Annotated in this window: 20 protein-coding genes, 1 tRNA gene and 1 pseudogene; 4 read left to right on the forward strand and 18 right to left on the reverse strand. The window is 69.7% G+C overall.

Translation table 11 applies throughout. The features are described from left to right. The first annotated feature begins 169 nt into the window (after positions 1-169). The gene (locus tag ABD269_RS33690) at positions 170-1,258 is read left to right on the forward strand and encodes an amidohydrolase family protein (RefSeq protein ID WP_344124212.1); all 1,089 of its coding nucleotides are present in this window, start codon (positions 170-172) and stop codon (positions 1,256-1,258) included. A 128-nt stretch (positions 1,259-1,386) separates the two neighbouring features. Here the strand turns inward: ABD269_RS33690 and ABD269_RS33695 are convergent. The 8 genes from ABD269_RS33695 to ABD269_RS33730 all read right to left on the reverse strand — a co-directional run bounded on the left by ABD269_RS33695 (position 1,387) and on the right by ABD269_RS33730 (position 9,742). Then, a tRNA-Met gene (locus tag ABD269_RS33695) sits at positions 1,387-1,460 on the reverse strand. 66 nt (positions 1,461-1,526) lie between these two features. Next, positions 1,527-2,102 (reverse strand): transcriptional regulator, encoded by a 576-nt coding sequence (locus ABD269_RS33700; RefSeq protein WP_344124214.1) that lies wholly within the window; start codon positions 2,100-2,102, stop codon positions 1,527-1,529. After that, positions 2,102-3,625, reverse strand: coding sequence for a helix-turn-helix domain-containing protein (locus tag ABD269_RS33705; protein WP_344124216.1), 1,524 nt, complete (start codon positions 3,623-3,625; stop codon positions 2,102-2,104). Before ABD269_RS33705 ends, ABD269_RS33700 begins: the two co-directional genes overlap by 1 nt. Next, complete coding sequence (locus ABD269_RS33710; protein ID WP_344124217.1) at positions 3,622-3,906, reverse strand: helix-turn-helix domain-containing protein; 285 nt, start codon at positions 3,904-3,906, stop codon at positions 3,622-3,624. Before ABD269_RS33710 ends, ABD269_RS33705 begins: the two co-directional genes overlap by 4 nt. Before the next feature lie 120 nt (positions 3,907-4,026). After that, the gene (locus ABD269_RS33715; protein WP_344124219.1) at positions 4,027-6,144 is read right to left on the reverse strand and encodes an FG-GAP repeat domain-containing protein; all 2,118 of its coding nucleotides are present in this window, start codon (positions 6,142-6,144) and stop codon (positions 4,027-4,029) included. Positions 6,145-6,271: 127 nt separating this feature from the next. Further along, positions 6,272-7,624, reverse strand: coding sequence for an FG-GAP repeat domain-containing protein (locus ABD269_RS33720; RefSeq protein ID WP_344124221.1), 1,353 nt, complete (start codon positions 7,622-7,624; stop codon positions 6,272-6,274). A gap of 102 nt (positions 7,625-7,726) precedes the next feature. Further along, positions 7,727-8,926, reverse strand: a complete 1,200-nt coding sequence (locus tag ABD269_RS33725; protein ID WP_344124223.1) for an FG-GAP-like repeat-containing protein — start codon at positions 8,924-8,926, stop codon at positions 7,727-7,729. 402 nt (positions 8,927-9,328) lie between these two features. After that, entirely contained in the window at positions 9,329-9,742 is a 414-nt protein-coding gene (locus ABD269_RS33730; RefSeq protein ID WP_344124226.1) for a hypothetical protein, read from the reverse strand. Positions 9,743-9,925: 183 nt separating this feature from the next. Here ABD269_RS33730 and ABD269_RS33735 point away from each other — a divergent pair, with 183 nt between their 5' ends. The 3 genes and pseudogenes from ABD269_RS33735 (at position 9,926) to ABD269_RS33745 (ending at position 12,404) form a co-directional block, all read left to right on the forward strand. Next, positions 9,926-10,924 carry a LuxR C-terminal-related transcriptional regulator gene (locus tag ABD269_RS33735; protein ID WP_344124228.1) on the forward strand — a complete coding sequence of 333 codons (999 nt, stop codon included), beginning with the start codon at positions 9,926-9,928 and terminating at the stop codon, positions 10,922-10,924. A gap of 14 nt (positions 10,925-10,938) precedes the next feature. After that, positions 10,939-11,133 (forward strand): annotated as a pseudogene (locus ABD269_RS33740) (histidine phosphatase family protein); the annotation flags it as partial. A 149-nt stretch (positions 11,134-11,282) separates the two neighbouring features. Next, entirely contained in the window at positions 11,283-12,404 is a 1,122-nt protein-coding gene (locus tag ABD269_RS33745) for a serine hydrolase domain-containing protein (RefSeq protein WP_344124230.1), read from the forward strand. 70 nt (positions 12,405-12,474) lie between these two features. On the opposite strand, the gene ABD269_RS33750 is transcribed toward ABD269_RS33745, so the two are convergent. From ABD269_RS33750 to hemA, 10 genes are all read right to left on the reverse strand, one after another. Further along, positions 12,475-13,335, reverse strand: a complete 861-nt coding sequence (locus ABD269_RS33750; RefSeq protein ID WP_344124232.1) for a LuxR C-terminal-related transcriptional regulator — start codon at positions 13,333-13,335, stop codon at positions 12,475-12,477. 235 nt (positions 13,336-13,570) lie between these two features. Continuing rightward, positions 13,571-14,851, reverse strand: coding sequence for an MFS transporter (locus ABD269_RS33755; protein WP_344124234.1), 1,281 nt, complete (start codon positions 14,849-14,851; stop codon positions 13,571-13,573). After that, positions 14,848-16,671 carry a phenylacetate--CoA ligase family protein gene (locus tag ABD269_RS33760; protein WP_344124236.1) on the reverse strand — a complete coding sequence of 608 codons (1,824 nt, stop codon included), beginning with the start codon at positions 16,669-16,671 and terminating at the stop codon, positions 14,848-14,850. Before ABD269_RS33760 ends, ABD269_RS33755 begins: the two co-directional genes overlap by 4 nt. Positions 16,672-16,745: 74 nt before the next feature. Then, complete coding sequence (locus ABD269_RS33765; RefSeq protein ID WP_344124238.1) at positions 16,746-17,903, reverse strand: aminotransferase-like domain-containing protein; 1,158 nt, start codon at positions 17,901-17,903, stop codon at positions 16,746-16,748. Positions 17,904-17,999: 96 nt separating this feature from the next. Further along, a complete protein-coding gene (locus ABD269_RS33770) occupies positions 18,000-18,497 on the reverse strand; it encodes a hypothetical protein (protein ID WP_344124240.1) in 498 nt (165 codons plus the stop codon). Further along, complete coding sequence (locus ABD269_RS33775) at positions 18,494-19,621, reverse strand: zinc-binding dehydrogenase (protein ID WP_344124242.1); 1,128 nt, start codon at positions 19,619-19,621, stop codon at positions 18,494-18,496. Before ABD269_RS33775 ends, ABD269_RS33770 begins: the two co-directional genes overlap by 4 nt. Next, complete coding sequence (locus tag ABD269_RS33780) at positions 19,618-20,829, reverse strand: ATP-grasp domain-containing protein (RefSeq protein ID WP_344124244.1); 1,212 nt, start codon at positions 20,827-20,829, stop codon at positions 19,618-19,620. The genes ABD269_RS33775 and ABD269_RS33780 overlap by 4 nt, the downstream gene beginning before the upstream one ends. After that, positions 20,826-21,785 carry a 3-oxoacyl-ACP synthase III family protein gene (locus ABD269_RS33785; protein WP_344124246.1) on the reverse strand — a complete coding sequence of 320 codons (960 nt, stop codon included), beginning with the start codon at positions 21,783-21,785 and terminating at the stop codon, positions 20,826-20,828. Before ABD269_RS33785 ends, ABD269_RS33780 begins: the two co-directional genes overlap by 4 nt. Further along, positions 21,773-22,627, reverse strand: a complete 855-nt coding sequence (locus ABD269_RS33790; RefSeq protein ID WP_344124248.1) for a TauD/TfdA dioxygenase family protein — start codon at positions 22,625-22,627, stop codon at positions 21,773-21,775. The genes ABD269_RS33785 and ABD269_RS33790 overlap by 13 nt, the downstream gene beginning before the upstream one ends. 26 nt (positions 22,628-22,653) lie before the next feature. Then, positions 22,654-23,868, reverse strand: a complete 1,215-nt coding sequence (gene hemA / locus ABD269_RS33795; RefSeq protein ID WP_344124250.1) for a 5-aminolevulinate synthase — start codon at positions 23,866-23,868, stop codon at positions 22,654-22,656. Between the last annotated feature and the right edge of the window lie 34 nt (positions 23,869-23,902).

Here is a 23,902-nt window from a genome sequence, read left to right on the forward strand (position 1 = left end):
GATCCGGGTGACCGGTCGAACAACTTCACTCCTCTGCTGGGCGTCTGTGGCAAGGATGCGGGGCCCGTTACGTGGGCACGCTGCTAAGGCCCGTGTGGCCGTATCCGAGTGGCCGCTGCGGTTCCCGGGTCGCGACGGACGACAGTGCCAACCGGAGGTCATCATCGGTATGTCAGGAATCAGCAGGCGCCTCGGCGTGGCCGGTGCGGCACTGACGGCGGTGGCCGTCGTCGCCTCCCCGGCGGGAGCGGGTTCGGCGGTGGCGGGGACGGGGTGCTTCGACCGGGCGAGAGAGCCCTACACCTCGCAGGTCGACAGCCATCTGCACTTCCGCCCGTTCGGCGGGCAGGCGATTCCGTTCGAGGAACTCACCGGGTATCTGCACAAGAGCGGTGTCCGGCACGCGAGCATGTACGGCATCGGGCAGATGCTGCCGGTGAACTCCAACTGCACGTACTACCTGAACTGTCCCGGCACTCCCGTGGTACCGAGCATGAAGAACGACTTCGCCAACGCCGAGAATTATGTGGGGACGAAGCCCAAGGACCCCGAACTCGCGGTCTCCATGACCTTTATGGACCTGAACCACCCGGAGACCATCCCGCCCGGAATCGCCCTCTACGACAAGGAGTTCCCGGGGGTGTTCCGGTGGGCGGGGGAGGTGAACCTCGTCAAGCAGGCGCTGTTCCCCAACCACCACACGCCTGCGACGAGCGAGAACATCAAGAACTGGGCGCCGTTCATGAAGGTGCTGCGGGACCGCGGGATTCCGATCACCATCCACTCGGATCTCGGGAGCGACGCGGAGCAGACGAAGTATCTCCATCTGATGGAGGAGACCCTTCGGCTGTATCCGCGGAACAAAATCGTGTGGGCGCACATGGGCCTGTCCAAGGAGCTCACCACCATGGACCCCGACCGGCACATCGGGATCATGAAAAGGCTCCTGGACGAGCATCCCGGTCTCACACTGGACCTCAGCTGGCGGGTGCTGGAGGACAGCTACTTCAGCAAGCCGGGAGTCAGGCAGAAGTACGCCGCGTTCCTCGACCGGTATCCGACCAGGGTCATTCCCGGGACCGACTTCGTGGCCTCGCGCGACAAGGACTACCACGTCTACGAGCAGGAACTCGAGGTCACCAGCCGGATCAACAAGGCATTGGACGACCGCGCCTTCCGTGACATTGCCCTCGGGGAGAACTACTACCGGCTGCTCGGTCTGAAGGAGAGCGCGCCGGAGGTATGCAGGGCGGGCTGACGTGGCGGGTCGACAACTGACCCCGATCCGCCGGGCGTTGAAGGGTAGCGGAAGGCTCGGAGTTCCCGGCAGGGACGGCCGGAATGCGGGAGGGCCCGGATCCGTCTGGATCCGGGCCCTCCTGGCAGTAGCGGGGACAGGATTTGAACCTGCGACCTCTGGGTTATGAGCCCAGCGAGCTACCGAGCTGCTCCACCCCGCGTCGGTAGTCCCCACCGTACGCCATCACAGCAGGTGCCAGATACCACTTCCTGCCTCGGCTGGTTTTCTAGGCCGCGAATCCGACGTTGGTGACGTACTCGTACTGGCCCCACTGCGAGCCCAGGTCCGGGAGCACATCGGTGGTCCACGCCTCGTCCAGGCCCTGGTGGTCGCCGGCTGCCCAGGAGTCCACGATCTTGTCCCAGCGGCGTACGTTCATCGTCCGGTACTCCACCACGCGCTGGAGCGGGCGCGGCACCTGTGACTGGTTGAGAGGGTGGATCTCCACCCGCGTCCCGCGTCCGTCGCGGTTCAGGCGCTTGAGGAGATGGCGGGCGACGTTGTGACGGCGCACCGCCCGGTACGCCGCGTCGATGCGCTCCAGATTGGCCTTCGACGGCGACCGTTTGCCCTCCAGCCATGCCTTCAAGGTGCGGTCGGTGACCGTCAGCCCCGCGTCCTGTGCGGCCTTGCGTGCGTGGGCCGATCTCGTCAGGTAGTGCAGGCGCGCCATCAGGCCGCGCCTGGCGGTCACGGGGGTCGCGATGCCGCCCGCGAGTTCGTCGAGCTTGCGGGCGACGGCGTCGCTGCCCTTGATGCCGCGGGCGCCGAACTTCCCGAAGTCGATGTTCCTCTCCGGCACTAATCCTCCCCTTCCGTCTCCGTGTGCTCGGTGGTGTACGTGTCCTTGACCTTGACTTCGGTAACGCCCCGGCCTTCGGGGAAGACACGCCGCCAGTCTCCGATCACGTGGAGTTCGTCGGTGCCCATCGCGCGGACGACGGCCAGCCCCTCGTCATGGGCCTTGAGGGCCTTCAGCCACAGGTTCGCGAACGCCTGCGAGCGGATGATGTGCATCCAGTCCGGACGGTAGAGCTCCCGGTTGTAGTTCGACTCCCCCATCGTCGAGACGAACTTGGAGTACATCGCCTTCACGTACTCCAGCGTCACCTCGTCACCGGCGGCGATCGCGGTGTCGCGGGCGTCCTTGAGAGCGATGCGGAACTTCTCCAGCAGGTTCTCCGTCGCCCCGGAGGTGTACGACTCATGGATCTCCGGCGGCGCACACAGCCCGTACTTCGGACCGGACACGCGCAGCAGGAGGCGGAGGGTCGGCTCGGTCACCCACAGGGGGCCCGGTTCGTCCCGGTTCCCGATCGGGTTGGGCAGTACCGCCTCGTGCTCCCACACGGGCGGGGTGATCAGGTGGACTCCAGCGCGGCGTCGGTCGTGGGCGAAGCCGGTGGAATGTTCCAGCTGGCCGAGCGGGAGGTGGGTCTTGAGGGCGGAGAGGTAGGCGCCGTTGACGTCCAGCGCGGTCACCTCGTGGCAGCCGGGCGGGAGCTCGTGGCGGGTCCACTTGGGGCGGGCCTCCCAGATCTGATCCGCGCCACGGGAGGTCTGCTTCTTGAGGATGTCGGGGATCCACGGGTGGGCGATCACGTCATAGCGGGCGCCCTTACGGGTCTCGTCCAGCAACCGCATCGCATCCGGGATCGCCCGCTTCAGCAACGCGGCCGTCGCCGCTTCGACGTCACCCTGGTGCTCGGCGAGCACGGCCTTGACCGCCTGGCCGATCAGATCCCCGGGCCCGGACGGTTCCTGGAACGCGCGCCGGGCCGGACCCACGGGGCGCTCGGACGGGCGCGCCGTCCGTGACGAGGGCCTGGGGGCCTGAGCGTTCGCGGGCCGCGCGGCGGGCTCCGCGGGTGGCGCGGCGACAGTGGTTGTGGTCCGGCAGTCGGCCAGGTCCAGGTGCTGGCCAAAACCTGCCACCTGGGTTCCGGCCGGGTGACCGCACAGCACGCAGGGCTCCGGCACGGCGAGGGTCTCCACCTCGTCGCCCTCAGCGGGCTCCGGCGAGAAGCTGTCAGCCGGCGGAGCGGCCGGTTCGGCCGTGGGGGCTGTCTCCGGTTCGGTGTCGGCGGCGAACTTGGCGGCCAGCCCGTCCAGGAGATACGCGTACTTGGTCCGGATCTCGCCGACGGGATCCCGACCACCCTCCCACCCGGCGACCGTGCTCGGGCTCACCCCGAGCGCCCTCGCCACCTGTGCCTTCGACAACCGGGCCTGCTCCCGCAGCTCCCTCCGCTTCTGAGGCGCCGGGAGCTCGGCTTCCGGCCCGACGGCCGCGAGCAGCGAATCGATCGCGTCGAAGTCACTCACCGGGCCACTCCCTTCTCAGCGTTGGCACCGCGGCGCCGCGCCGAGGGCAGCGCCTCGCACGCCCGGGTCGGACCCGCCAGCAGATCCAGCCCCGCCACACCGTAGTACTCGGCCAGGACATCGACGTCACGCAGACTCCACGACGTCGCCCCGGACTGCCGCCGCGAGACCTGCGTCTGCGTCAGCCCGAGCACCGAAGCGACCGCCCGCTGCGAGTCGCCCGTCGCCTGCATCAACGCAGCTACCGTCAACCGCAACGACTCCTCCAAACCCAGACCCATGCCCCCACCCTACTCAACAGCGATGCAACATATGCATCAAACCACCTTCCAGGGCATCGAAAATGCACACACCAACTCGCCTCGGGGCGCAGGATCCAGGGCCCATGGCCGAGGCAGCGGCTACCATCCCGTGCCCGTCTGGGTGCGGCTGCCCAGGGTCGTGTTACCTGTGCCCGGGTAGAAGTACAGGGTTCCGGTGGAGCCGGCGGGGGCCTGGACGGCTTCGAGGTCGCCCTTGCCGTCGTTGTCGAAGTCGGCGCCGACCAGCTGGCGCATGGTGTCCCAGCCGGTGCCGATCCGGACGCGGTTGCCGAGGGTGTCGCTCGCCTTGAGGGAGCCGGTGCCCGGATACGCCCAGAGGGCACCGGAGCGGTCCACCGCGACGAGGTCGGCCTTGCCGTCGGCGTTCAGGTCACCGGGGCTGGTGAGTTCGGTCATGGTGTCCCAGCCGGTACCGATCCGGACGCGGTTGCCGAGGGTGTTGTCGCCTGCGAGGGACCCGCTGCCGGGGTACGCCCAGAGCGCACCGTCGGTGTCGATGGCCAGGAGGTCGGCCCTGCCGTCGCTGTTGACGTCGATGGCCGTCAGCTCGCGCATGCTGCTCCAGCCGGTGCCGATCCGGGTCCGGGCACCGAGGGTGTTCATGCCGTTCGCGGTGCCGGTGCCCGCATACACGTACAGGTCGCCGGTGGCCGAGTCCACGGCGAGGAGGTCGGCCTTGCCGTCGCCGGTGTAGTCGGCGGCGGCGAGCTTGCTCATGGCGTTCCAGCCGGACCCGATCTGGACACGGTCACCGAAAGTACCGTCACCCTTGCCCGGGTAGAGCCACAGCTTCCCCGTGGCCGATTCGACACCGACCAGATCCTTCCTGCCGTCACCGGTGAAGTCCGCCGCCGTCAGGTGGACCATGCCGGCGGGGGCGGGGTTCTTGGGCCAGGGTGTGTTGACGACGACGCGTTCGCCGGTGGACTCGTTGACCGTCCAGAGCTGATCGGTGCCGGGCCAGTAGGAGAGGTTCTCCGGGTTGACGGGGGTCCGGGTCACCAGACGTACGGGCTCGCCCGGCCGGGCGTGATAAAGGCAGCCCGGGAAATTCCGGATGTGCTCCTGGTCCGGCTGGTGCTCGGCGGGCACGAACTCCGGGCAGGGGCCCGAGATGACGAACCGGCCGTTGTTCATGGCGATGCCCTGCGTACCGCCCATCGGGGACGCGAAGGCCTCATGGGCCCGCACGCGCCCGGCGGAGTCGGCCTTGAGGACGCCGGTGACCGGGTCGATGGGCCAGCGGACGACGGGGGCAGTGGCCTTGCCGAACTGCCCCTCGACCTTGCCCGGGTCGCCCTCGGCGGTGACCAGGGCGGGCTGGGAACCGCTGAGGTCGAGCGAGGCCGCGGTGATGCAGGGGCGCTGCGGGACACCGGCGTACGAGCCGCAGCCCGTGCCCCGGCCCGTGGAGGTGTAGGTGCCGACGCGTGGCAGGACGTAGCCGTGGCCCGCGCCGTGGGCCTTGCCCTTCGCGTCCATACCGAACGAGGTGTCGGTGGTGACGTCCATCTTCCAGATGTCGTTCATGTCGAAGACGTCGATGCGGCTGCCGGTGCTCGCCACGTACAGCTTGCTGCCGGCCCACACCACCGCGTGGGCATGTCCACCGGTGATCGGGACGAAATTGTCGCCCGCGTCGTCGAGGGCGGCCAACTGGACGTGCCGGTAGGTGACATGAGCCTGGTCCGTCACATCGGCGAAGGTGACCCGCTCGCTCCCGGACGCGCCGTACCAACTGGTGATGAGCACCTTGCGGCCGTTGACCAGGGCCTGTGACCGGGGGGATTCGCCGGAGCCGGTGAGCCCCTGCGGGATCCAGGAGCCGGTGTTGTCGTCCGCGGCGGACCAGCAGAAGCCCTGGGCACCCGCGATGTTGGTGGGGTGGCAGAGGCCGCGGCCCGCGCCGGCGCCGGAGGTGTCGGCGAGGACATCGGCCGTCTTGATCCGTCCCAGTGCGGGGTGGGCGGATTCGAAGGCGGAGACCCGGCGCGCCTCACGGCCGTTGTCCGATTGCAGGCCCATTCCGTCGGCGCTTGTCCGGGTGATGCTGTTGTAGGTGGCGGTGGTCCCGTCGGGAGCGGTCCCGGCGACGGCGTGGCCGCCGGTGGCCAGGATGGCGAGCGTCATCATGCCCGCCACTGCGGCACCGCGCCCTCGGGTGCGGGTCCTGCGGAGGAGGTGTCGGCGGGCCATGACGGCACTGGTCCTTTCGTCGGCCGGGGCGGTTCCCGGAGAGTGGCGGGGAGCAGGCGGGGCCGCCACCGCGGTGTGGATGCGGTGGCGGCCCTTCGGAGAACGGCGGTTGGGGGCCTTGGCGGGATTACCAGCCGGTGCCGATCTGGACGCGGTCGCCCAGGGTGTTGGTGCCGTTGATGGCGCCGGTGCCCGGGTAGCTGTAGAAGGTGCCGGTCTCGCCGACCTTGGCCTGGACGGCATCCACGTCGCCAATGCCGTCGCCGTTGAAGTCGCCGCTGACCAGGTTGGTCATCGAGTCCCAGCCGGAGCCGATCTTGGTACGGGAGCCGAGGGTGTTGGTGCCGTTGAAGGAGCCGGTGCCCGGGTAGACGTACAGGTTGCCGGTGGAGACCTCACGGGCCACGATGTCGGCGTTGCCGTCCTTGTTCATGTCGCCGGGGCTGACGATCTGGTCCATGCCGTTCCAGCCGGAGCCGATCTGGACGCGGTTGCCGAAGGTGCCGTTGCCGTTGCCCGGGTAGGCGTAGAGCTTGCCGGTGGAGGACTCGACGGCCACCAGGTCGCTCTTGCCGTCCTTGTTGAGGTCGGCGCCCGCCAGGTCGTGCATGCTGTCCCAGCCGGTGCCCGCCTTGATGCGGTTGCCGAAGGTGCCGTTGCCGTTGCCCGGGTAGATCCACAGCACTCCGTCGTTGTCGACGGCCGCGAGGTCCAGCTTGCCCGAGCCGGTGAAGTAGCCGGAGGTCAGCCCGCTCATCGTGTTCCAGCCGGTGCCGGCCTGGACGCGGTCGCCGAGCCGGCCGCCGCCGGTGCCCGGGTAGTAGAACAGCTTGCCGCTGGACGCCTCGACCGCGACCACGTCGGCCTTGCCGTCACCACCGAAGTCGCCGCCGGTGAGGTTGGTCATGCCGACGTCCTTCGGAGTCGGCTTGGACTCCACGATCTTGGTGTAGCGGTAGGGGCGGAAGCCGTGGCTGTTGATGTAACTGCGGGTGTAATAGGACGAGTTGACGCGGGCGTTGGTGCCCGGGTGGGCCTCTTCCCAGACCTTCGCCGTGGTGCGGCCCGCGTCGGCCCAGCCGCCGAAGAGCACGACGTGGGAGTCGATGTTGTCGAGCATGTCGCCGGGCTGCAGCTCGTCCAGGCTGGACAGCCGGGTGGCGACCTTCGGCAGCGTCCAGGTGGTGAGGCTGGTGTTCAGGTGCCAGGCCATCGAGACGAACCCGGAGCAGTCCTGGCGGTAATCGCGGCCCTGCGGGTCCGGGTCGTAGTCCGACTGGCTGTACGGAACGCCGCGGTCGACCCAGTACTGGGCGCGGGACATGACCTCCGCGGTGGTGATCTCGCCCCCGACAGTGGAGGTGCCGGCCGCATGGGCCGGGGCGGCGGCCGGTCCGGTGATACCCAGGCCGGTGACCGCGGCTGCGGCGACCAGGGTGGCGGCGGTGGTCTTCTTCAACTTGGCTGTGAGCGTGGACATGGCGGATCTCCTGAAATCTGAAAGCGTGAAAGTCCGGAAGCGGGCGCGGCGGACTGCCGCGCGAGCGGTGAAGGTGCAGCGAAGTCGGGTTGGGTGGCGTGGCTACCAGCCGGTGCCGATCCGGGCGCGGTCGGCGAGGCCGCCGCCGCCGTTGCCGGGGTAGAAGTAGAGGCCGCCGGTGGAACCGGCCTGTGCCTGGACGGCGTCGAGATCACCCTTGCCGTCGTTGTTGAAGTCGGCGCCGACCAGCTGGTGCATGCTGTTCCAGCCGGAACCGATCTGGTTGCGGGCCCCGAGAGTGTTGCTGCCGTTGAGGGCGCCGGTGCCGGGGTACTTCCACAGCGCGCCGGCCGGGTCGACGGCTACGAGGTCGTCCTTGCCGTCCGAGTCGAGGTCGCCGGGGCTCGCCAGCTCGGCCATGCTGCCCCAGCCGGAACCGATCTGGACGCGGCCGCCCAGGGTCCTGCTGCCCGCGAGGGATCCGGTACCCGGGTAGGCCCACAGGGCGCCGTTGGTGTCGACGGCGACCAGATCCGGCTTGCCGTCCTTGTTCACGTCGATCGCGGTGAGGTCCCGCATGCCGCCCCAGCCGGAGCCGACCTGGGCCCGGTCCCCCAGGGTGTTCATGCCGACCGCGCTGCCGGTGCCCGGGTAGAGGAAGAGGTTCCCGGTGGAGTTCTCGACGGCGAGGAGGTCGGCCTTGCCGTCGCCGGTGTAGTCGGCGGCGGCGAGCTTGCTCATGGCGTTCCAGCCGGACCCGATCTGGACACGGTCGCCGAAAGTACCGTCACCCTTGCCCGGGTAGAGCCACAGCTTCCCCGTGGCCGATTCGACGCCGACCAGATCCTTCCTGCCGTCACCAGTGAAGTCCGCCGCCGTCAGGTGGACCATGCCGACCGGCGCGGGCGGGGTGGTGGGGTAGGGGTCGGCGTGGTCACCGCCGAGGCCGGCGCCCGCCCCGCAGCTTCCCCAGGCACCCGCGCCCTGCCCGGCGAGGATCTTCTCGGCTATCAGGATCTGCTGCTGCTTGGTGGCCTGGTGCGGGTAAGTGGCGTACTCACGGCCGCCGTAGGCGTTCCACGTCGGCAGGTAGATCTGCACACCGCCGTAGAAGCCGTTGCCGGTGTTGATCTGCCAGTTCCCGCTGGACTCGCACTGGGCAACCTTGTCCCACGTGCTGAGGGAGGCGGCGGTCGCGGGGGCGGCGGAGACGAGGGAGAGCGCGAGACCGGCGAGGGTCAGGGCGGCCGTGGCGGCGGACTTCCGGGCCGTACGGGACGTGGCGCGGGGTGTTTCGGGCATGGCGGAACCTCAATAGTGGCGGTGCGGGATGCAGTGGGGGCGGCACGGGCAGGCAGCTGCCGGGCGTACCCGGTGCGGCTCGGTACTGCGGGTGTTGCGAAGCATGTGCGGCCGGGACCGGCCGGGACACCGGGCTGCTGCAGCTGCCCTGCGGGAGCGGCTGGGAGCGGTCCGGGGCAATGGGGCCGAAGCCGGGGGCTACGACCAGCCCATGGTCTGCCCCGGGGCGGCGGTCGCGGCCGAGGCGGCGATGGTGGCGACCGCGGCGGCCGTGGCGAGACGGAGACAAAGCATGGGAGAAGCCCTCTTCTGACGTTGGGTCGGTGTCCTCGACCGGTTCACATCCCGCGGTGATGCTGTCCGGTCCGTTGCCCGCCGGGCGGTGTTCCCTGCTGGCAAGAACTACTTTCGCTGCTGGTCAGAGGGGGTGGAAGGGTTTTCGGCTGGACCAAAATGGCCTTGGACGCATCCGTCCACCGCCGGATCGGCGGTTCCCGGGCCGGCGGTTCCCGGATCGGACAGCAGCGACTCGTAGAAGGGCACGACCATCGGAGCCTCGACGGCCGGCAGCGACCAGCCGTCGAACCCGGCGCAGCCCAGCAGCAGCCGGCAGAGCCGGGCCACCCGGGTTTCCGCGGCGGCCAGGCTGTCGGCACGTACGTAGAGACCGACCACCGGGTGGGGCAGAGCATGCGGGTGGACGGTGACATGCTCGACGCCGTCGCCGTCGCGGATCTGGGAACGGACCAAGGACCGCGTCTCGAGCGGGAGGGAAGCGCCGGGCGGCCCCTGCAGGCGGGCGTGGACGAGATACATGACACCGACTGTCCCAAACCGGCAACTCGCCTGCCAGGAGCGGAATGTGGACGCTTCCGTCCATGGACACTTCGGTCCAGCACGTCACTATTTCCTTATGCCGGACATACAGCTATCAGCCCCGTATGGCATGATCCACACGTATCCAGGGGTGGAGTTGCACATGCTTGAGGGGGATATGCGTTGCTGACCGCATTGGGACTCGACGCAGTCGCGGAATCCGTCTACCGCGCGATGCTGGCCGATCCGCCGGGCGGGGTCGCCGAGCTCGTCGCCAGGGTGGGCAAGCCCGAGGACGAGGTGCGCGATGCTCTCGACCTGCTCAGCGAGCTGGCCCTGGTGCGGCCGTCGAGCGAGCAGCCGGGCAGGCCGAGGGCGGTCTCGCCGGACATCGGCATGGAGATCCTGATGGCCCGCCAGCAGGCGGACCTGGCCGCGCAACAGCAGCGCCTGGAGGCCTCGCGCGCCGTCGCCGCCCAGCTGATCGCCGAATACGCGGATCTGCGACCGGCCGCCTCCGGCCCCGGCGTCGAACAGCTCATCGGCGTCGAACAGATCCGGGACCGCCTCGCCGGGCTCACCCGCGATGTGACCACCGAGGTCATGTCGTTCGCCCCGGGCGGCGCCCAGCCCGCGGCCCAGATGAAGGCATCACGCCCGCTGGACGAGCAGTTGCTGGGCCGGGGGGTGCGGATGCGCACCGTCTACCTCAGCAGCGTCCGCAACGACCAGCCCACCGTCGACTACGCCAACTGGCTCACGGACCTGGGCGGTCAGATCCGCACCACCCCGGACCTGCCCACCCGGATGATCATCACCGACGGCTCCACCGCGGTCATCCCCGTCAGCAGCGACGACACCGCCACCGGCGCCGTCGTCCTCACCGGCCAGGGCACTCTCACCGCACTGTGCGCCCTCTTCGAGGCCGTCTGGTCCGGCGCGCAGCCGCTCGGCGAGGCCGCCCCCAAGGACTCCCGCGGGCTGAGCCCGCAGGAGTCCACCACCATCGCCCTGCTGGCACAGGGCCACACGGACGAGGCCATCGCCAAACGTCTGGGGGTCTCCCAGCGCACGGCGCGACGCATCGCGACCGACCTGATGGAACGTCTCGGCGCCCGCAGCCGGTTCGCGGCGGGCGCGCGAGCCGTGCAGCACGGCTGGCTGCCGTCGCAGCCCACCTGAGAGCTGTGATTCCGCTCATCGGCTGGCTCATCCGGGCCGCCCACGACGCTCCGCGATGGCGCTGGACGGGCCTCAACCACTGCAACGCGGCCCTGACCGTCATCCGATACGCACCCGGCCGTCCCTCCGCGATGCTCTTCTACAACGACATGCGGCATTTGCCCGCAGAACTGCGCTGGACCGGATTTCCTCCTGAATTCCGCATCTGAAGGCCGCACTCACCACAGCACGTCGCCCGGCGCGGAGGCGCGCCAGCCACCACGCAGCATCACAGGCCTCGGGGTGCGGATCCGCGAACTCGCCATCCGACCTGACCGCCCGACAGCGACACGCACTGAGACCTGAGACCCTGTCCGACATGGAAATTCACGGCAGTTGCAGCGACCGGTTCGGCGCCGTACGGGAGGCGTTCGCCGACTTCCTGCGCAGCGGGGCGGACGTCGGTGCCTCGGTGGCGATTTATCTCGACGGCGAACCCGTCGTCGACCTGTGGGGAGGGCACGCCGACCAGGCACGTACCCGGCCATGGGAGCGCGACACCATCACCAACGTGTGGTCCATCACCAAGACGATGACCGCGCTGTGTGCTCTCGTCCTCGCCGACCGCGGCGAACTCGGCCTGTCCACACCGGTCGCGCGCTACTGGCCCGAGTTCGGTACCGCGGGGAAAGACCGCATAGAGGTCCGGCACCTGCTCGGCCACACCGCCGGCCTCCCCGACTGGGACCGGACCATGACACTCGACGACCTGTGCGACTGGGAGAAGGCCACCGCCTTGCTGGCCCGCCAGTCGCCCCGTTGGGAACCCGGCACGGCATCCGGCTACCACCGGTTCACCCACGGCTTCCTGATCGGCGAGGTCGTCCGCCGCATCTGCCGGCAGTCCATCGGCACGTTCTTCGCCGACCAGATCGCCGGTCCACTGGACGCCGACTTCCACATCGGCCTCGCAGCCGAACACGATCACCGCGTCTCCGAAGTCATCCCCGCGGCCGGCCCCGTACCCGCACCCAACGCACGGGTGACCATCCCGGTCGGCGCCTATGTCACCGCCCAGGACACCTGGAGCACCCAGTGGCGCCGCGCCGAGATCCCCGCCGCGGCGGGCTACGGAAACGCGCGGTCCGTCGCCGCCGTCCAATCCGTACTCGCCACCGGAGGGCGCGCCTCGTCGACGCGCCTTCTCTCCGAAGCCACCTGCCGCGCGGTGCTCGACGAACTGTCCCACGGCACCGATCTCGTGCTCGGCATCCCCCTGCGCTTCGGCGCGGGCTACGCCCTCAACGACGGCCACGCACCCGTCAGTACACCCAACCCTCATACCTGCTACTGGGGCGGAAGGGGTGGATCACTGATCGTCAACGACCTCGACGCCCGCATGACCATCGCCTACGTCATGAACCAGATGACCCACCTCGGCCTCACCGACCCGCGCGGCCAGAAAATCGTCCAGGCCGCCTACACAGCACTGACGCTCTGACCCGAAAGCTCCCTTTGTCGAATGGGCGCCGACCCTCAGCCACACATTTGTTGCCGAGCCCGCCCCGGTCCTATCCCAGCTGCATGGGGTCGGGGAGATCCTCGTCGAGGATGCCGGTCTTCGCGATGAGGTAGGCGAGTTGCGCCCGGCTGCGGCTGCCGAGGAGTTCCGAGGCCTTGCGGACGTGGGTCGCGACGGTCCGTGTGCTCATGCCGAGGCGGCCGGCGATGGTCTCGTCGGTGTAGCCGTTCACCATGAGCTGGAGGATCGCCCTGCGGTTCTCGTCGGTGAGCAGGGGCGGGCGGTGCTCGGCGGGGTTGTGCCGGAGGGGGGTGGCGCGTTCCCAGGAGTACTCGAAGAGGCCGACGAGGTAGCGGATCAGGCCGGGGTGCTCGATGGCCAGCGCGACCTGGCGGCGCTCCTCCCCCGGGTCCGGCACGAAGGCGATCTTGCGGTCGCAGACAATGAGCCTGTCGAACACCTCGTCCAGCGTGCTCACTTCCGCGCCGGCCGCGCAGACCTGTTCCACGTAGGAGAGCGTGGGGCCATGGGAGCGGACGGTGTGCTGATAGATCGTGCGCTGGCGCACGCCGCGCCCGAGGGCCTCCAGGTCGCTGGCGAGGGCCTTCTCCAGGAGCTCCTGTGGGCGGCCGCCGCCCGGCTGGGCCGTCAGCAGCTCTTCCTGGCAGGAGAGGACGGCCGAGGAGAGGGTGGAGCTGATGACGTCCATCCCACTGATGACGCGGACGGCGGCATCACCGTTGCTCTTGTGGCCGGCGCGGTAGATCTCTTCCACTTTCTGGAGGGAGACGCGAGCCGCGGCGACCGCGCGCTGCTTCTCCTCCAGGGCTCTTTCGAGCGGACGCATCAGCGCGTTCGCGGCCAGACCCGGGGGGATCGCGACCGGGCGTCCGTCGTCGGCGTACTGCACGACCCCCAGATCGAGGAGGCATGCGGGGCACCTCTCGGTCGAGGAGGCCGCCCCGAGGAGGTCCGCGTAAAAATTCAGCCCGTTCTCGCAGATCCCTGGCGCCGGATCAGCATCCCCTGTATCAGGCTTTCTGCACATCGTTCACCCTTTACCCCCCTGTCGGTGCTCATGGTCCACGAATTCCCTGTCGCAGACCATGGACGGCGGAGGTGATCAGCGTCACGGCCGGGGAAGGTCAGCCGGACCCGGCCGGTACGGCCGACCGGACCTCGTCCTCGGTCGTCCCGGCCCCGGCCGCCGCCCCGGTGGACCGGAGCGCATAGGTCCGCGCCACCCATGTGCCGATCAGCGCGAACGTCGCCATGGCGATCGCGAGGCTGCCGAATCCGATATCCAGCGAGACTTCGGCGGAGCGTCCCACCACCGGCAGCAGCACGGCCGTGCCCAGGCCGATGGCGAGCAGCCGCAGCGAGGCCATCTTGCCCTTGTCGCCTTCGTCGGCGCGCTGTTGGAGCGACGTCAACAGCCAGGTGAGGCTGTTGAGGTTGGCGAAGCCCGAGAGGAAGAAGGCGACGAAGTGCACCGGACTCGACGTGCCCAGTGCCAGGAGTCCGGCGCCGGCGGCCTGGCAGAGCAGCCACAGGGGCAGCAGGCGCTGGGAGACCAGCCGGCCGGTGAAGAAGGACGCGCTGATCATGCCGATGGCGAAGGTGGCTTCCAGGGCGGCGATGTACCAGCCCTGACCGCCCGCGGACACTCCGGCCAGCGGGACGACCAGGGTGCTGAGCCCATTGGCGAAGACGAAGTCCCCGGCGCACAGGGCGATCATGACGAAGACCACCTTGTCGTCCCTGTACCGGGCCAGCATGCGCCGCCACTCGCCGACCGTCGCCGCGACCGCCGTGCACACCATGCGGGCGGAGAAGGCCGGGTTGTTCTCGGCGGTGGTGAGCCGCATCCGGCTCACCACGAGGGCGCAGCACAGCGACATCGCGACATCGACCAGCAGTGCCTGCCCGGGGCTGCCCCACGTCAGGATCAGGCCGAGCAGGGCCATTCCGCTGAGTGCCCCGGCCTGGAACGCGACGCCGATCATGCTGTTGAACCGGGCGATGTGCGCCTCGTTCACGTGATGGGCGGTCAGCTTGAACAGGGCCGATCTCTCGGCGTTGTCGAAGACGGCCAGCAGTACGGCCGCCGCCATGATGGCGGGCACGGCGCCCCGGCCGGGCGTGGCCGCGATCGCGACGATCCCCAGGACGGTGACGGCCCGCCCCAGGCCGCACAGCGCGTACACCCACTTGGAGTTGAGGGCGTCCACCAGCGGACCGCACACCGGCAGTACGCAGAAGGCGGCGATTCCCTGCAGGGTGAGGACGAGGGCGAAGGCCGCGGGGGAACCCGTCCGGCTGTACAGCAGCTGCCCCATCGCCAGGGTGTGGATGCCGACGCCGACGCTGGAGACGGCGATGGCACCCAGCATGGTGCGTGCGACGCGGTCACCGCGGAGCTTCACGCCGACACCTCCAGCCGGCGGTCGATGACCGTCTTGACCTTGCCGCTGACCTGGTTGCGGGGCAGCTCGCCCTCCGCGAAGGACTCGACCCTGAGCTCGAACACGTCGAGTGCGGAGTCGAAGTCCTGGTAGTCGCCCAGGACGTCGAACTTCGAGACCAGCAGCTCACGCACGCGGCCGGGGTCCGGCGGGGTGGGCGCCTCCGTGCGGATGACCAGGATCTCCTTGCTGCCCTCGGTGAAGACCTCGATCTGGAGCTGGGAGACCCGGAAGTCGGTGAGGACGTCGAAGACGTCTCCGTAGAGGACCGTCTCGCCCTTGAAGCGGATCAGTCCGTCGGAGCGCCCCAGGTACTCCAGCACCCTGCCGGACAGCCCGCACGGGCAGGTGTGCTCGAAGATCCGGCCCATGTCGCCGATGCGGTAGCGGATCAGTGCGCCCTCGAACTTCTGCATGCTGGTGATGAGCAGCTCGCCGGTGGTGCCCTCGGGGACCGGGGTGCCGTTCTCGTCCACCACTTCGATGAGGGTGTAGTCGTCGTTGACGTGGTGCAGAGTGCCGCCGAGGGCGTGGCACTGGTAGCCGAGCTGGGCGCCGTCGTTGGCGGCGAGGACGCTGGAGACCACCCGCGCTCCCAGTTCGTCCCGCAGCCACTGCTTGTCGTTCTCCGTCATGGGGGTGCCGCCGTAGAGGATTTTCTCGATGCGCAGTTCGGGGAAGCGCTTCTTGGCGTCGCGCAGCAGCGGCAGGATCAGGGCGGGCATGCCGAGGATCACATTGGCGCGGAAGCTCTTCGTGAGCATCAGCAGGTCGTCGACGGTCACGAACTGGCCGGTCGAGTAGCACTCCACGGGCATCCGGGAGAACTCGCTGAAGGTCGTCGTCAGACCGCCGTACATGCCGCCGCCGAACAGCGTGTTGACGATGCGGTCACCCGGGGCGACGCCGAGGGCGTACAGCATGGGCACGGCCTCGCGGACCATGTTCTCCCAGTCGGTGCGCGAGTAGACGATGTAGCGTGGATCGCCGCTGGTCGCGCCGGAGCGCAGGACCTCGCCGCTGGGTGCGGCGCCGCTGCACAGGTTGCGGCTGGCCGGCAGTGAGTTCGCTTCCAGCGCCGGCTTCTCCAGGATGGGCAGGCCGGTGAGGCCGGCCGCCTCCGTGACCCGGGGGAGGTCCGCGTAGTAGGGCGCGCGCCGGGCGCGGGCGACGAGATAGCGGAGCCTGGCGGTCAGCCGGCTGTCCCGCTCCAGGGTGTCGTCGCTGCGTACGCGGGCGAGCGACCTGCCCGGCAGATGACGGCGGTCCAGCAGCCGGTGGACCCAGGGCGCCTGGCAGTCCAGTGCCACCGCCGCGTCGGCGGGCAGCTCGGGGACGTCCACCCGTACGCCGGTCACATCGGTCCCGGGTGCGACGACGTGGCCGTCCGGAAGCGGGACTGCGGCGTCGCGCAGCGCTTCCATGACCGCGGTCCACAGCTGCGGCCGGGTCGAGCGTACGGTCACGGGGTTGCCCAGGGCCCAGGCGAGCAGCAGTCCGCGCAGGGTCGCCTCGGCGTGCTCGTCGTCGAGGAGGACGGCGCCCACCGGCCGTGTCTCCAGAACGTCGTCGGTGTCGGTCAGGGGCTGCCACGGGTACTGGCTGACGCCGCCCAGGAGGCGGTCCAGGCCCTCGAAGAGCTGCTCGCTGTCGAAGCGTCGCAGGGGCTCCGTCACTCCTTCCCGCGTCAGCGCGTCGCGCAGCGGGGCGAGTTCACCGTTCCTCAGGGAGTGCTCGACGTGCTCGACCGCCAGCAGCAGGTCGGTGGGGTAGGTCCTCATCAGCGTGTCCTCCGCTGTCGGTTCGGTGCGATGTGGTTCGGCCGGGTGCGCTTCGGCGCTCTTCGCTGCTCGGTTCACGGCTGTTCTCCGAGTACGGAGGCCAGGCGGCGTATTCCCTCGTCGACATCGGCCGGCGAGGGGTAGGAGAAGGAGAGCCGGGCATGGCGGGCGCCCCGGCCGTCCGCGTGGAAGGCGGTGCCGGGCACGAAGGCGACCCCGGCGGCCAGGGCCCGGGGCAGCAGTTCCCGTGAGTCGGTGCCGTCCGGGAGCGTCACCCAGATGAAGAAGCCGCCGTCGGGGATGGTCCACGAGGTTCCCGCGGGCATGTACGCGGTCAGCGCGCGCAGCATGGCGTCGCGCCGGTCCCGGTAGCGTGTGCGGAACGTGCCGAGTCGCTCCTGCCACGGCTCCGTGCGCAGATAGCGGTCCACCGTCAGCTGGGTGAGGGCGGAGTGGGAGAGCATGGCGGATTCGGCGGCGAGCACCAGCTTCCGGGTCAGCTCGGTGGGCGCGTGGACCCAGCCGACCCGGAGTCCGGGGGCGAGCGTCTTGGAGAAGGAGCCCAGGTACACGACCCGGTCGGGGGCGTCGGCGCACAGGGCGCGGGAGGGTGTCCCGTCGTAGTGGAGCAGGCCGTAGGGGTTGTCCTCCACGACGAGCACATCGGCCGCCCGGCAGACGTCGAGGATCTGCTGCCGCCGGCCCGCCGCGAGCCGGATGCCCGTCGGGTTCTGGAAGGTGGGGACGGTGTAGAAGAGCTTCGCCGGGCGGCCCTCCGCCGCCAGCCGGGCGAATTCCGCGGCCAGTTCTTCCGGGACGGTCCCGGCCCGGTCCATGCCGATCTGGACGACTCTGGCGCGGGCCGCGGCGAAGGTGCCGAGTGCGGTGACGTAGGTCGGGCCTTCGGCGACCACGGTGTCCCCCGGATCGAGGAGGACGCGCGCCACGAGGTCCAGCGCCTGCTGGGAGCCCACGGTGACCATGACGTCGTCCGGCCGGGCGGTGATGCCCTCGAGTGCCATGACCTCGCAGATCCGTCGCCGCAGTCCGGGGTCGCCCTGTGCCGTTCCGTACTGGAGGGCTGTCGTTCCGTTCTCGCGCACCACGTCGGCCAGGATCGAGGCCATCGTGTCCATCGGGAGGGCGCCGACGTCCGGCATGCCGCCGGCCAGTGACACGATTCCGGGGCTGGCGGCGGCGCTGAACAGGGAGCGGACCTCGGAGGGCACCATGCACCGTGCGCTGTCGGAAAAGCGCGCGTCCCACGGACTCGGTCCGGGCTGCGGCTGAAGCTCTTGCAGCTCCGCAGGGAAGCGCATCGGGGTCTCCTAAGGTGTATGGGGCGAGGGTTTTTCGGTCTCGGGCTTCGTGGCGAGTGCCGCTGTGCGCAGGAGGCCTGCCGTGTAGTCGCGCAGGACCTTCTCCTGCCGTGCGTGCACCACTTGCGAGCGGCGGAGCCGGCCGTCGGGGCCCCGGGTGGCCAGCACCGCGGCCTGCTTGTGCAGCACGTACCCGTCGGCGGCCGCGGCCCGGAAGGCGGCCGGGTCCTCGCGGAACAGCCGGTCCCAGTCCCCGTGGCTCGCGCCGAGTGCGGTACGGGACAACTCCTGCAGCTCGGGGCTGCAGAGCCCGGGGCGCTGTGAGGCGATCCGGATGCCGTCGGCGGTGGTGATGAGGTCCGTGCAGGCGGGTCGTTCACCGATGGCGTGCTCGTCCAGTGCGGCCAGTGCCATTTCCACCGCCCAGTCCTGCTCCGCTCCCCGGCGGGGCAGGAGCAGAGCGCCGGGGAACTCGCACGGCCGCTGCGGGTCGACGGGTCCGCTCACCCGCCAGATGGCGCAGACACGGCGGGAGGCACCGAGTCCGACGCAGCTGATGTGGAGTCCTGCGTGCATGGGCGGCATGGCGCTTCTCCTGCTTCCTCGGCGGCGTCCCCCCGGTCGGCCGGGCTCAGCCGCACGACCGACTTCCCCGTGTTCTCGCCGCGCAGCATCCCCAGGAACGCGTCGACGGTCCGCTCGAAGCCTTCGGACACACTGAGCCGGTCGGTGATCCGTCCGGCGCGCAGGTGCGGTACGGCGAAGGCCTCCCACTCCTCCTGGGCGTCGCGGTGGTTGGCGACGAGGAAGCCTTCCAGGCGGACGCTCTTCTCCACCAGGTCGAACAGGTTGCCCGGCGCCGCGGGTGCGGAGCCCGTGTTGTACTGGGCGATCGCGCCGCACCAGGCGATGCGCCCGAACTCGCGCATCGCGCCGATCGCCGCCTCCAGGTGCGCGCCGCCGACGTTGTCCAGACAGACGTCGATGCCGTCCGGTGCGGCAGCCGCGAGCCGGGCGCCGATGGAGGGGTCCGCGTGGTAGTCGAAGGCGGTGTCGAAGCCGAGCTCTTCCGTGAGCCGCCGGGCTTTCTCCGGTGATCCGGTGCTGCCGATGACGCGTCCGGCCCCCAGCAGCCGGGCCAGTTGTCCGGCGGCCGTGCCCACTCCCCCGGCGGCCGCGGAGATGAAGACCGTCTCGCCCTCGCGCAGCCGGGCGACGCGGGTCAGGGCGACGTACGCCGTCAGGCCCGTACCGCCGAGCAGGCCGAGGAACGACTCGGTCGCGATGCCCTCGTACCGCGGCAGCACCCTGGCGTCGGCGGCGGTCAGGACGGTGTGCGTGCGCCAGCCGTCCCGGTGGAACACCAGGGTGCCGACCGGCAGTTCGGCGCTGCGGGAGTCGATGACGCGGCCGATGGAGCGCCCCTCGAGCGGGGTGTTCAGCTCCCACTCGGTGTCCATGCACTCGCGCATGTAGGGGTCGACCGACAGCCACAGGTTCTCGACCAGTGCGTCGCCCGCCTCCAGCGGCGGCAGGGTCAGCTCGACCTCGGCGAAGTCCCGGGGCACCGGCATGCCCTGGGGGCGCCGTGTCTGCTGGATGGCCCGGGCCGTACGGATCCCGCCGCTCACGCCGCCTCCTCGGCGTCCGTGCCGGCCGCGCGCTGTGTCGTCACGGACACCGCCCGGGCGCAGGTCTCCAGGAAGTGGCGCAGCGCCTTCGCGTCGGTGTGGGATGCCTCGACGAAGACCGGCACCTCCCATTCCTGGTAGGTGATGTGCCGGGGTGTCTCCTGGTCCGGTGCGAGGACGTGGAGGCGGTCGACGCAGGGGTGCGTGCCCACCCATGCGGGCAGGTCGGTCCGCCGCACGCCGCCGGGCGACAGGTGGTGGCCGGGAAAGGCGAGCCAGCCGTGGTAGCGCCCGCTGGGCGGCTGTACCGGGGGGCGTTCCAGGCCCAGGCGGACGGCGATCTCGTGCGAGGGCAGGTGCACCCCGGTGTGCTGCTCGTGCATCGGGACGACGCCCGCGCCGCCAACCCGGTTGGCCACCTCCAGGAAGACGAGCTCGCCCTCGGCTGTCTCGAAGAACTCCAGGTGGATGCTGCCCTCGGTGATGCCGAGCACCTCCACCACCCGCTCGGCGAGGGTTTGTTGGGCCGGGGTGACGGGCTCCTGGTGTGACCCGAGCGGGAGCCCGTTCGCGTACTCGACCGGCTTGTTGACGTACCGGCTGACCGCGAGATCGACGATCCGTCCGGCTGCGACGAGCCCGTCGGCGTGCAGGATGTCGCCGTCGATGTGTTCTTCCAGTTGGTAGTCCGAGGCGTCCGCGAGGTTGTGGTAGGCGGTCAGCGCGTCGTCGGCCGTCTCGTGGATGGTGACGTCCTCGCTGGACGCGCCCTGGCGCGGTTTGAGGACCGTGCGGCCCTGCCACGGGAGCGGCCGGCCCGCCACCGGCTCGGGGACGAACCTCGGGTGGCGCAGCCCGGATCCGCTCAGGGCCTCCTTCATCCGCACCTTGTCCCGTACCCGCTCGACCTGAGCGAGCCCGGGGCCGTCGATGCCGAGGTGGCGGCGCACGTGGCAGGCCTCCACGATCCCGAACTCGGAGAGTGCGAGCACCTTCTCGTAGCCGTCGTCCGGCGATGTGCGGGCGCGGACGCCGGCGACCAGGTCCTCTTCGGCGTCGAGGACGATCCGCTCGCACCGCAGGCCGGGAGGGAGGTCGGCCATCCGGTGCGGGTGGCCGATGTACGTCACCTGGTGCCGCTCGTGGTCGATGCCCCGGTCGTAGGCGATCTTCCGGTACGGCACCTGGTGAATGACGAGGATCTTCATCCGAGGTACTCCAAGGTCGTGATGCCCCAGCTGAAGCCCATGGCGCTGGTGGCGAGCATGATCAGGTCACCGCGGCGCAGCCGGTCGGCGCGTTCCAGGTCACCGAGTGCGATGAGGGTGTCCGCACCGCCCATGTGGGCCAGCCGGTCGTAGTTGAAGACGCTGCGTTCGACGGGGATGCCCAGCGTGTCGAGCAGCCGGTGGTGCATGTCCCGGTCGCCGTGGTTGATCAGGAAGTGGTCGATCTCGTGGCGCTCGCGGCCCAGGGCCTCCAGCGTCTCGTCGACCAGCGAGGTGAAGTGACGTACGTAGGCGTCCGCGAGGCCCTTGCGGTGTGCCGCGCGCCGGATGAGGACCCGCCCGTCCGTCCGCTCGCCCGCGTAGTAGTCGGACCAGCCGCCGTCGGTGCGCATGGCCGAGCGGAGGATCCGGAAGCGGCCGTCACCGCCTGCCAGCAGTACCGCCGCAGCAGCATCGCCGAAGTTGAACAGGGCCTTGGAATCCGGGTCACCGTAGTCCACCATCCGGCTCAGCCGGTCCCCGACGAGAACCAGTGCGTACGCGTCGTCCTCCAGCGCTCCGGCCGCGGACAGCAGCCGGAGGGCGGTCATGCCGGCGTTGCAGAAGTTCGTCACCTCGAAGCAGTGGGCCCCTGAGATGCCGAGTCCGTCCGCCACCTTCGCGGCGGGGGACCAGAAGGGGCGGTCCCATTCGCCGGAGCCGGCGTAGACGACCTGCCGGATGCGGGAGGTCTCCACGCCCGTCCTGCCAAGGACCGACCGGGCCGCGCCGAGCGCCAGCTCCCAGGCCTGCTCCCCCTCGGCCAGCACCGGAAAGCTCTCGCAGTGCGTGATTCTGGCCAGTTCCGCGACGGCCACACCCGAGGCCCTGTGCATGGCCCGGATGTCGGCCGTCGCGGAGGGGTAGCTGATGTCGAAGTCGACTATGCCGGCCACTGGCCGTCCTCTTCGATGCTCACCCGGTGCACGGTCCGCGTGGCGCCCGGCTCGATCGCCGTCGCGGCGTGGTAGGTCGTGGCGGTCTTCCACACCACCAGGTCGTCGGTCGTCCAGCGGTGGGTGTAGACGCGGTCCGGGTCCTGGATCAGGCGGTCGATCAGCGCGAAGAACTCGGCGTTCTCGTTGGCGTCGAAGCCCACCACCGAGTCCATGTACTCCGGTGCACCGTAGAGATAAGGTCGGCCGCTGGTCGGGTCCTGCCGCACCAGCGGGTGCTCGGTCATCGGGTACTCGAGCTCGACCAGGGCCTTGAGTTCGGCGATGGACAGGCCGACGTGCTCGGGCGAGATGCGCTGGCGCTTGCTGACGGTGTGCAGGGCCGTCCGGCCGGCGATTTTTTCCTTCCACTCCTGCGGCAGCCGGTCGTACACGTCGAGGGCGCTGGCGTAGAGGGTGTGGCCGCTGGTGCTCGGCACATCGACCCCGTGCAGCATCGTGTACGGTGCCGGGTCCTTCATGTACGAGGAGTCCTGGTGCCAGAAGTTGCCGACGCGGGCGACTCCGACCGGGCGGTTCGCCTTCATGGCGTTGGAGGAGATCATGATCTCCTCGTGCTCGGGGTGGCGGTACTTCGCCATCAGGAAGGGCACGGGTCTGCCGAGCCGGGAGGCCAGTTCGATCTGCTGTTTCGGGGTGATGTCCAGGCCCCGGACCACGGCCAGCTCGCGCCGGTGCACCAGCTCGGCCAGTTGCCGGAAGACCTCGGGGCGCTGGAGGTCCTCGTAGTCGACCCCGGTCATCTCGGCGCCGATGAACGGAGTGATGTCCTTGATCTGCACGAAACTGTCTCCTTGAAGTGATGGGTTCAGGCGTTGTCGAGGCACGCACGCAGGGCGCGGACGAAAGCGTCGATCTGCTCCTGGGTGCGGAACGGCGCGACAGTCACGCGGAACCGCTCGCCGCCCTTGGCCACGGACGGGTAGTTGACGGGCTGTACGTAGATGTCGAACTCGTCGAGCAGGCGCCGCGAGACGCGCTTGACCCGCTCGCCTCCGGGCACCAGCACGGGGACGAGGTGACTCTCGGCGTCGATGAAGTCGATGCCGGCGGTGCGCAGGGCCGCGCGCATGCGCAGCGCGTTCTCCCGCAGCTTCCGGCGGAGCTCGCCGCCCGCCCCGCTCTGGACGATGTCGAGGCTTCGCCGGGTGGCGTCCAGGCTCGACCGCGGGATCGTCGTCGTGAAGATGAACCCGGGGGCGTGCGAGCGCACGTAGTCGAGGGCTTCGTCGGGGCCCGCGACGTATCCGCCGGTCGTACCCACCGCTTTTCCGAAGACACCTTGCACAAAGGTTGGCCGCTCTTCGCCGAGCTGCTCGCATATTCCCGCGCCGGTGGGTCCGTTCACCCCGATCGCGTGCGTCTCGTCCAGGTACGTCATGGCGTTGTACCGGTCCGCCAGGTCGCAGATCGCGCCGATCGGCGCTATGTCTCCGTCCATCGAGTAGACGGACTCGAAGACAATGAGCTTGGGCCGCTCGGTCTCGTACTGGGACAGCAATTCCTCCAGCGCTGCCACATCGCTGTGCGGGAATATATGCTTCCGGTTTTTGGTCGCCCGGATGCCCTCGATCAGCGAACGGTGGTTGAGCGCGTCGGAGAAGACCACCATGTCGGGAACGGCCTGGAGCAGCGTGGTCAGCGTCTCGAAGTTGGCGACATATCCACTGGTGAAGACCAAGGCACGGGACTTGCGGTGCCAGGCGGCCAACCGGGCCTCCAGCGCCACGTGCGCCTCGCTGGTGCCCGCGATGTTGCGGGACCCTCCGTTACCCGTGCCGTGCCGCAGCGTGGAGGCGATCTGCGCCTCCATGACCTGCGCGTTCTGGCTCATCCCGAGGTAGTCGTTGGTGCACCACACCTGGATGCGCCGCCCTTGGTGAAGCGCCGTCCCGGGCTCCTCGGCCAGGTACGAGCACGGGGTGAATTCCCGGTACAGCCCCGACTCTTTGAGCTCGGTCAGCTTCGACCGCATCCCGCCGAAGACGGACAGCGGAGCGGGGGAAAGCGGTAGCACGGACATGCGTCTCCTGTTGCTGGAACGGAATTCATAGGGC

The organism is Streptomyces blastmyceticus, from assembly GCF_039521185.1.
Lineage (GTDB): Bacteria > Actinomycetota > Actinomycetes > Streptomycetales > Streptomycetaceae > Streptomyces > Streptomyces blastmyceticus.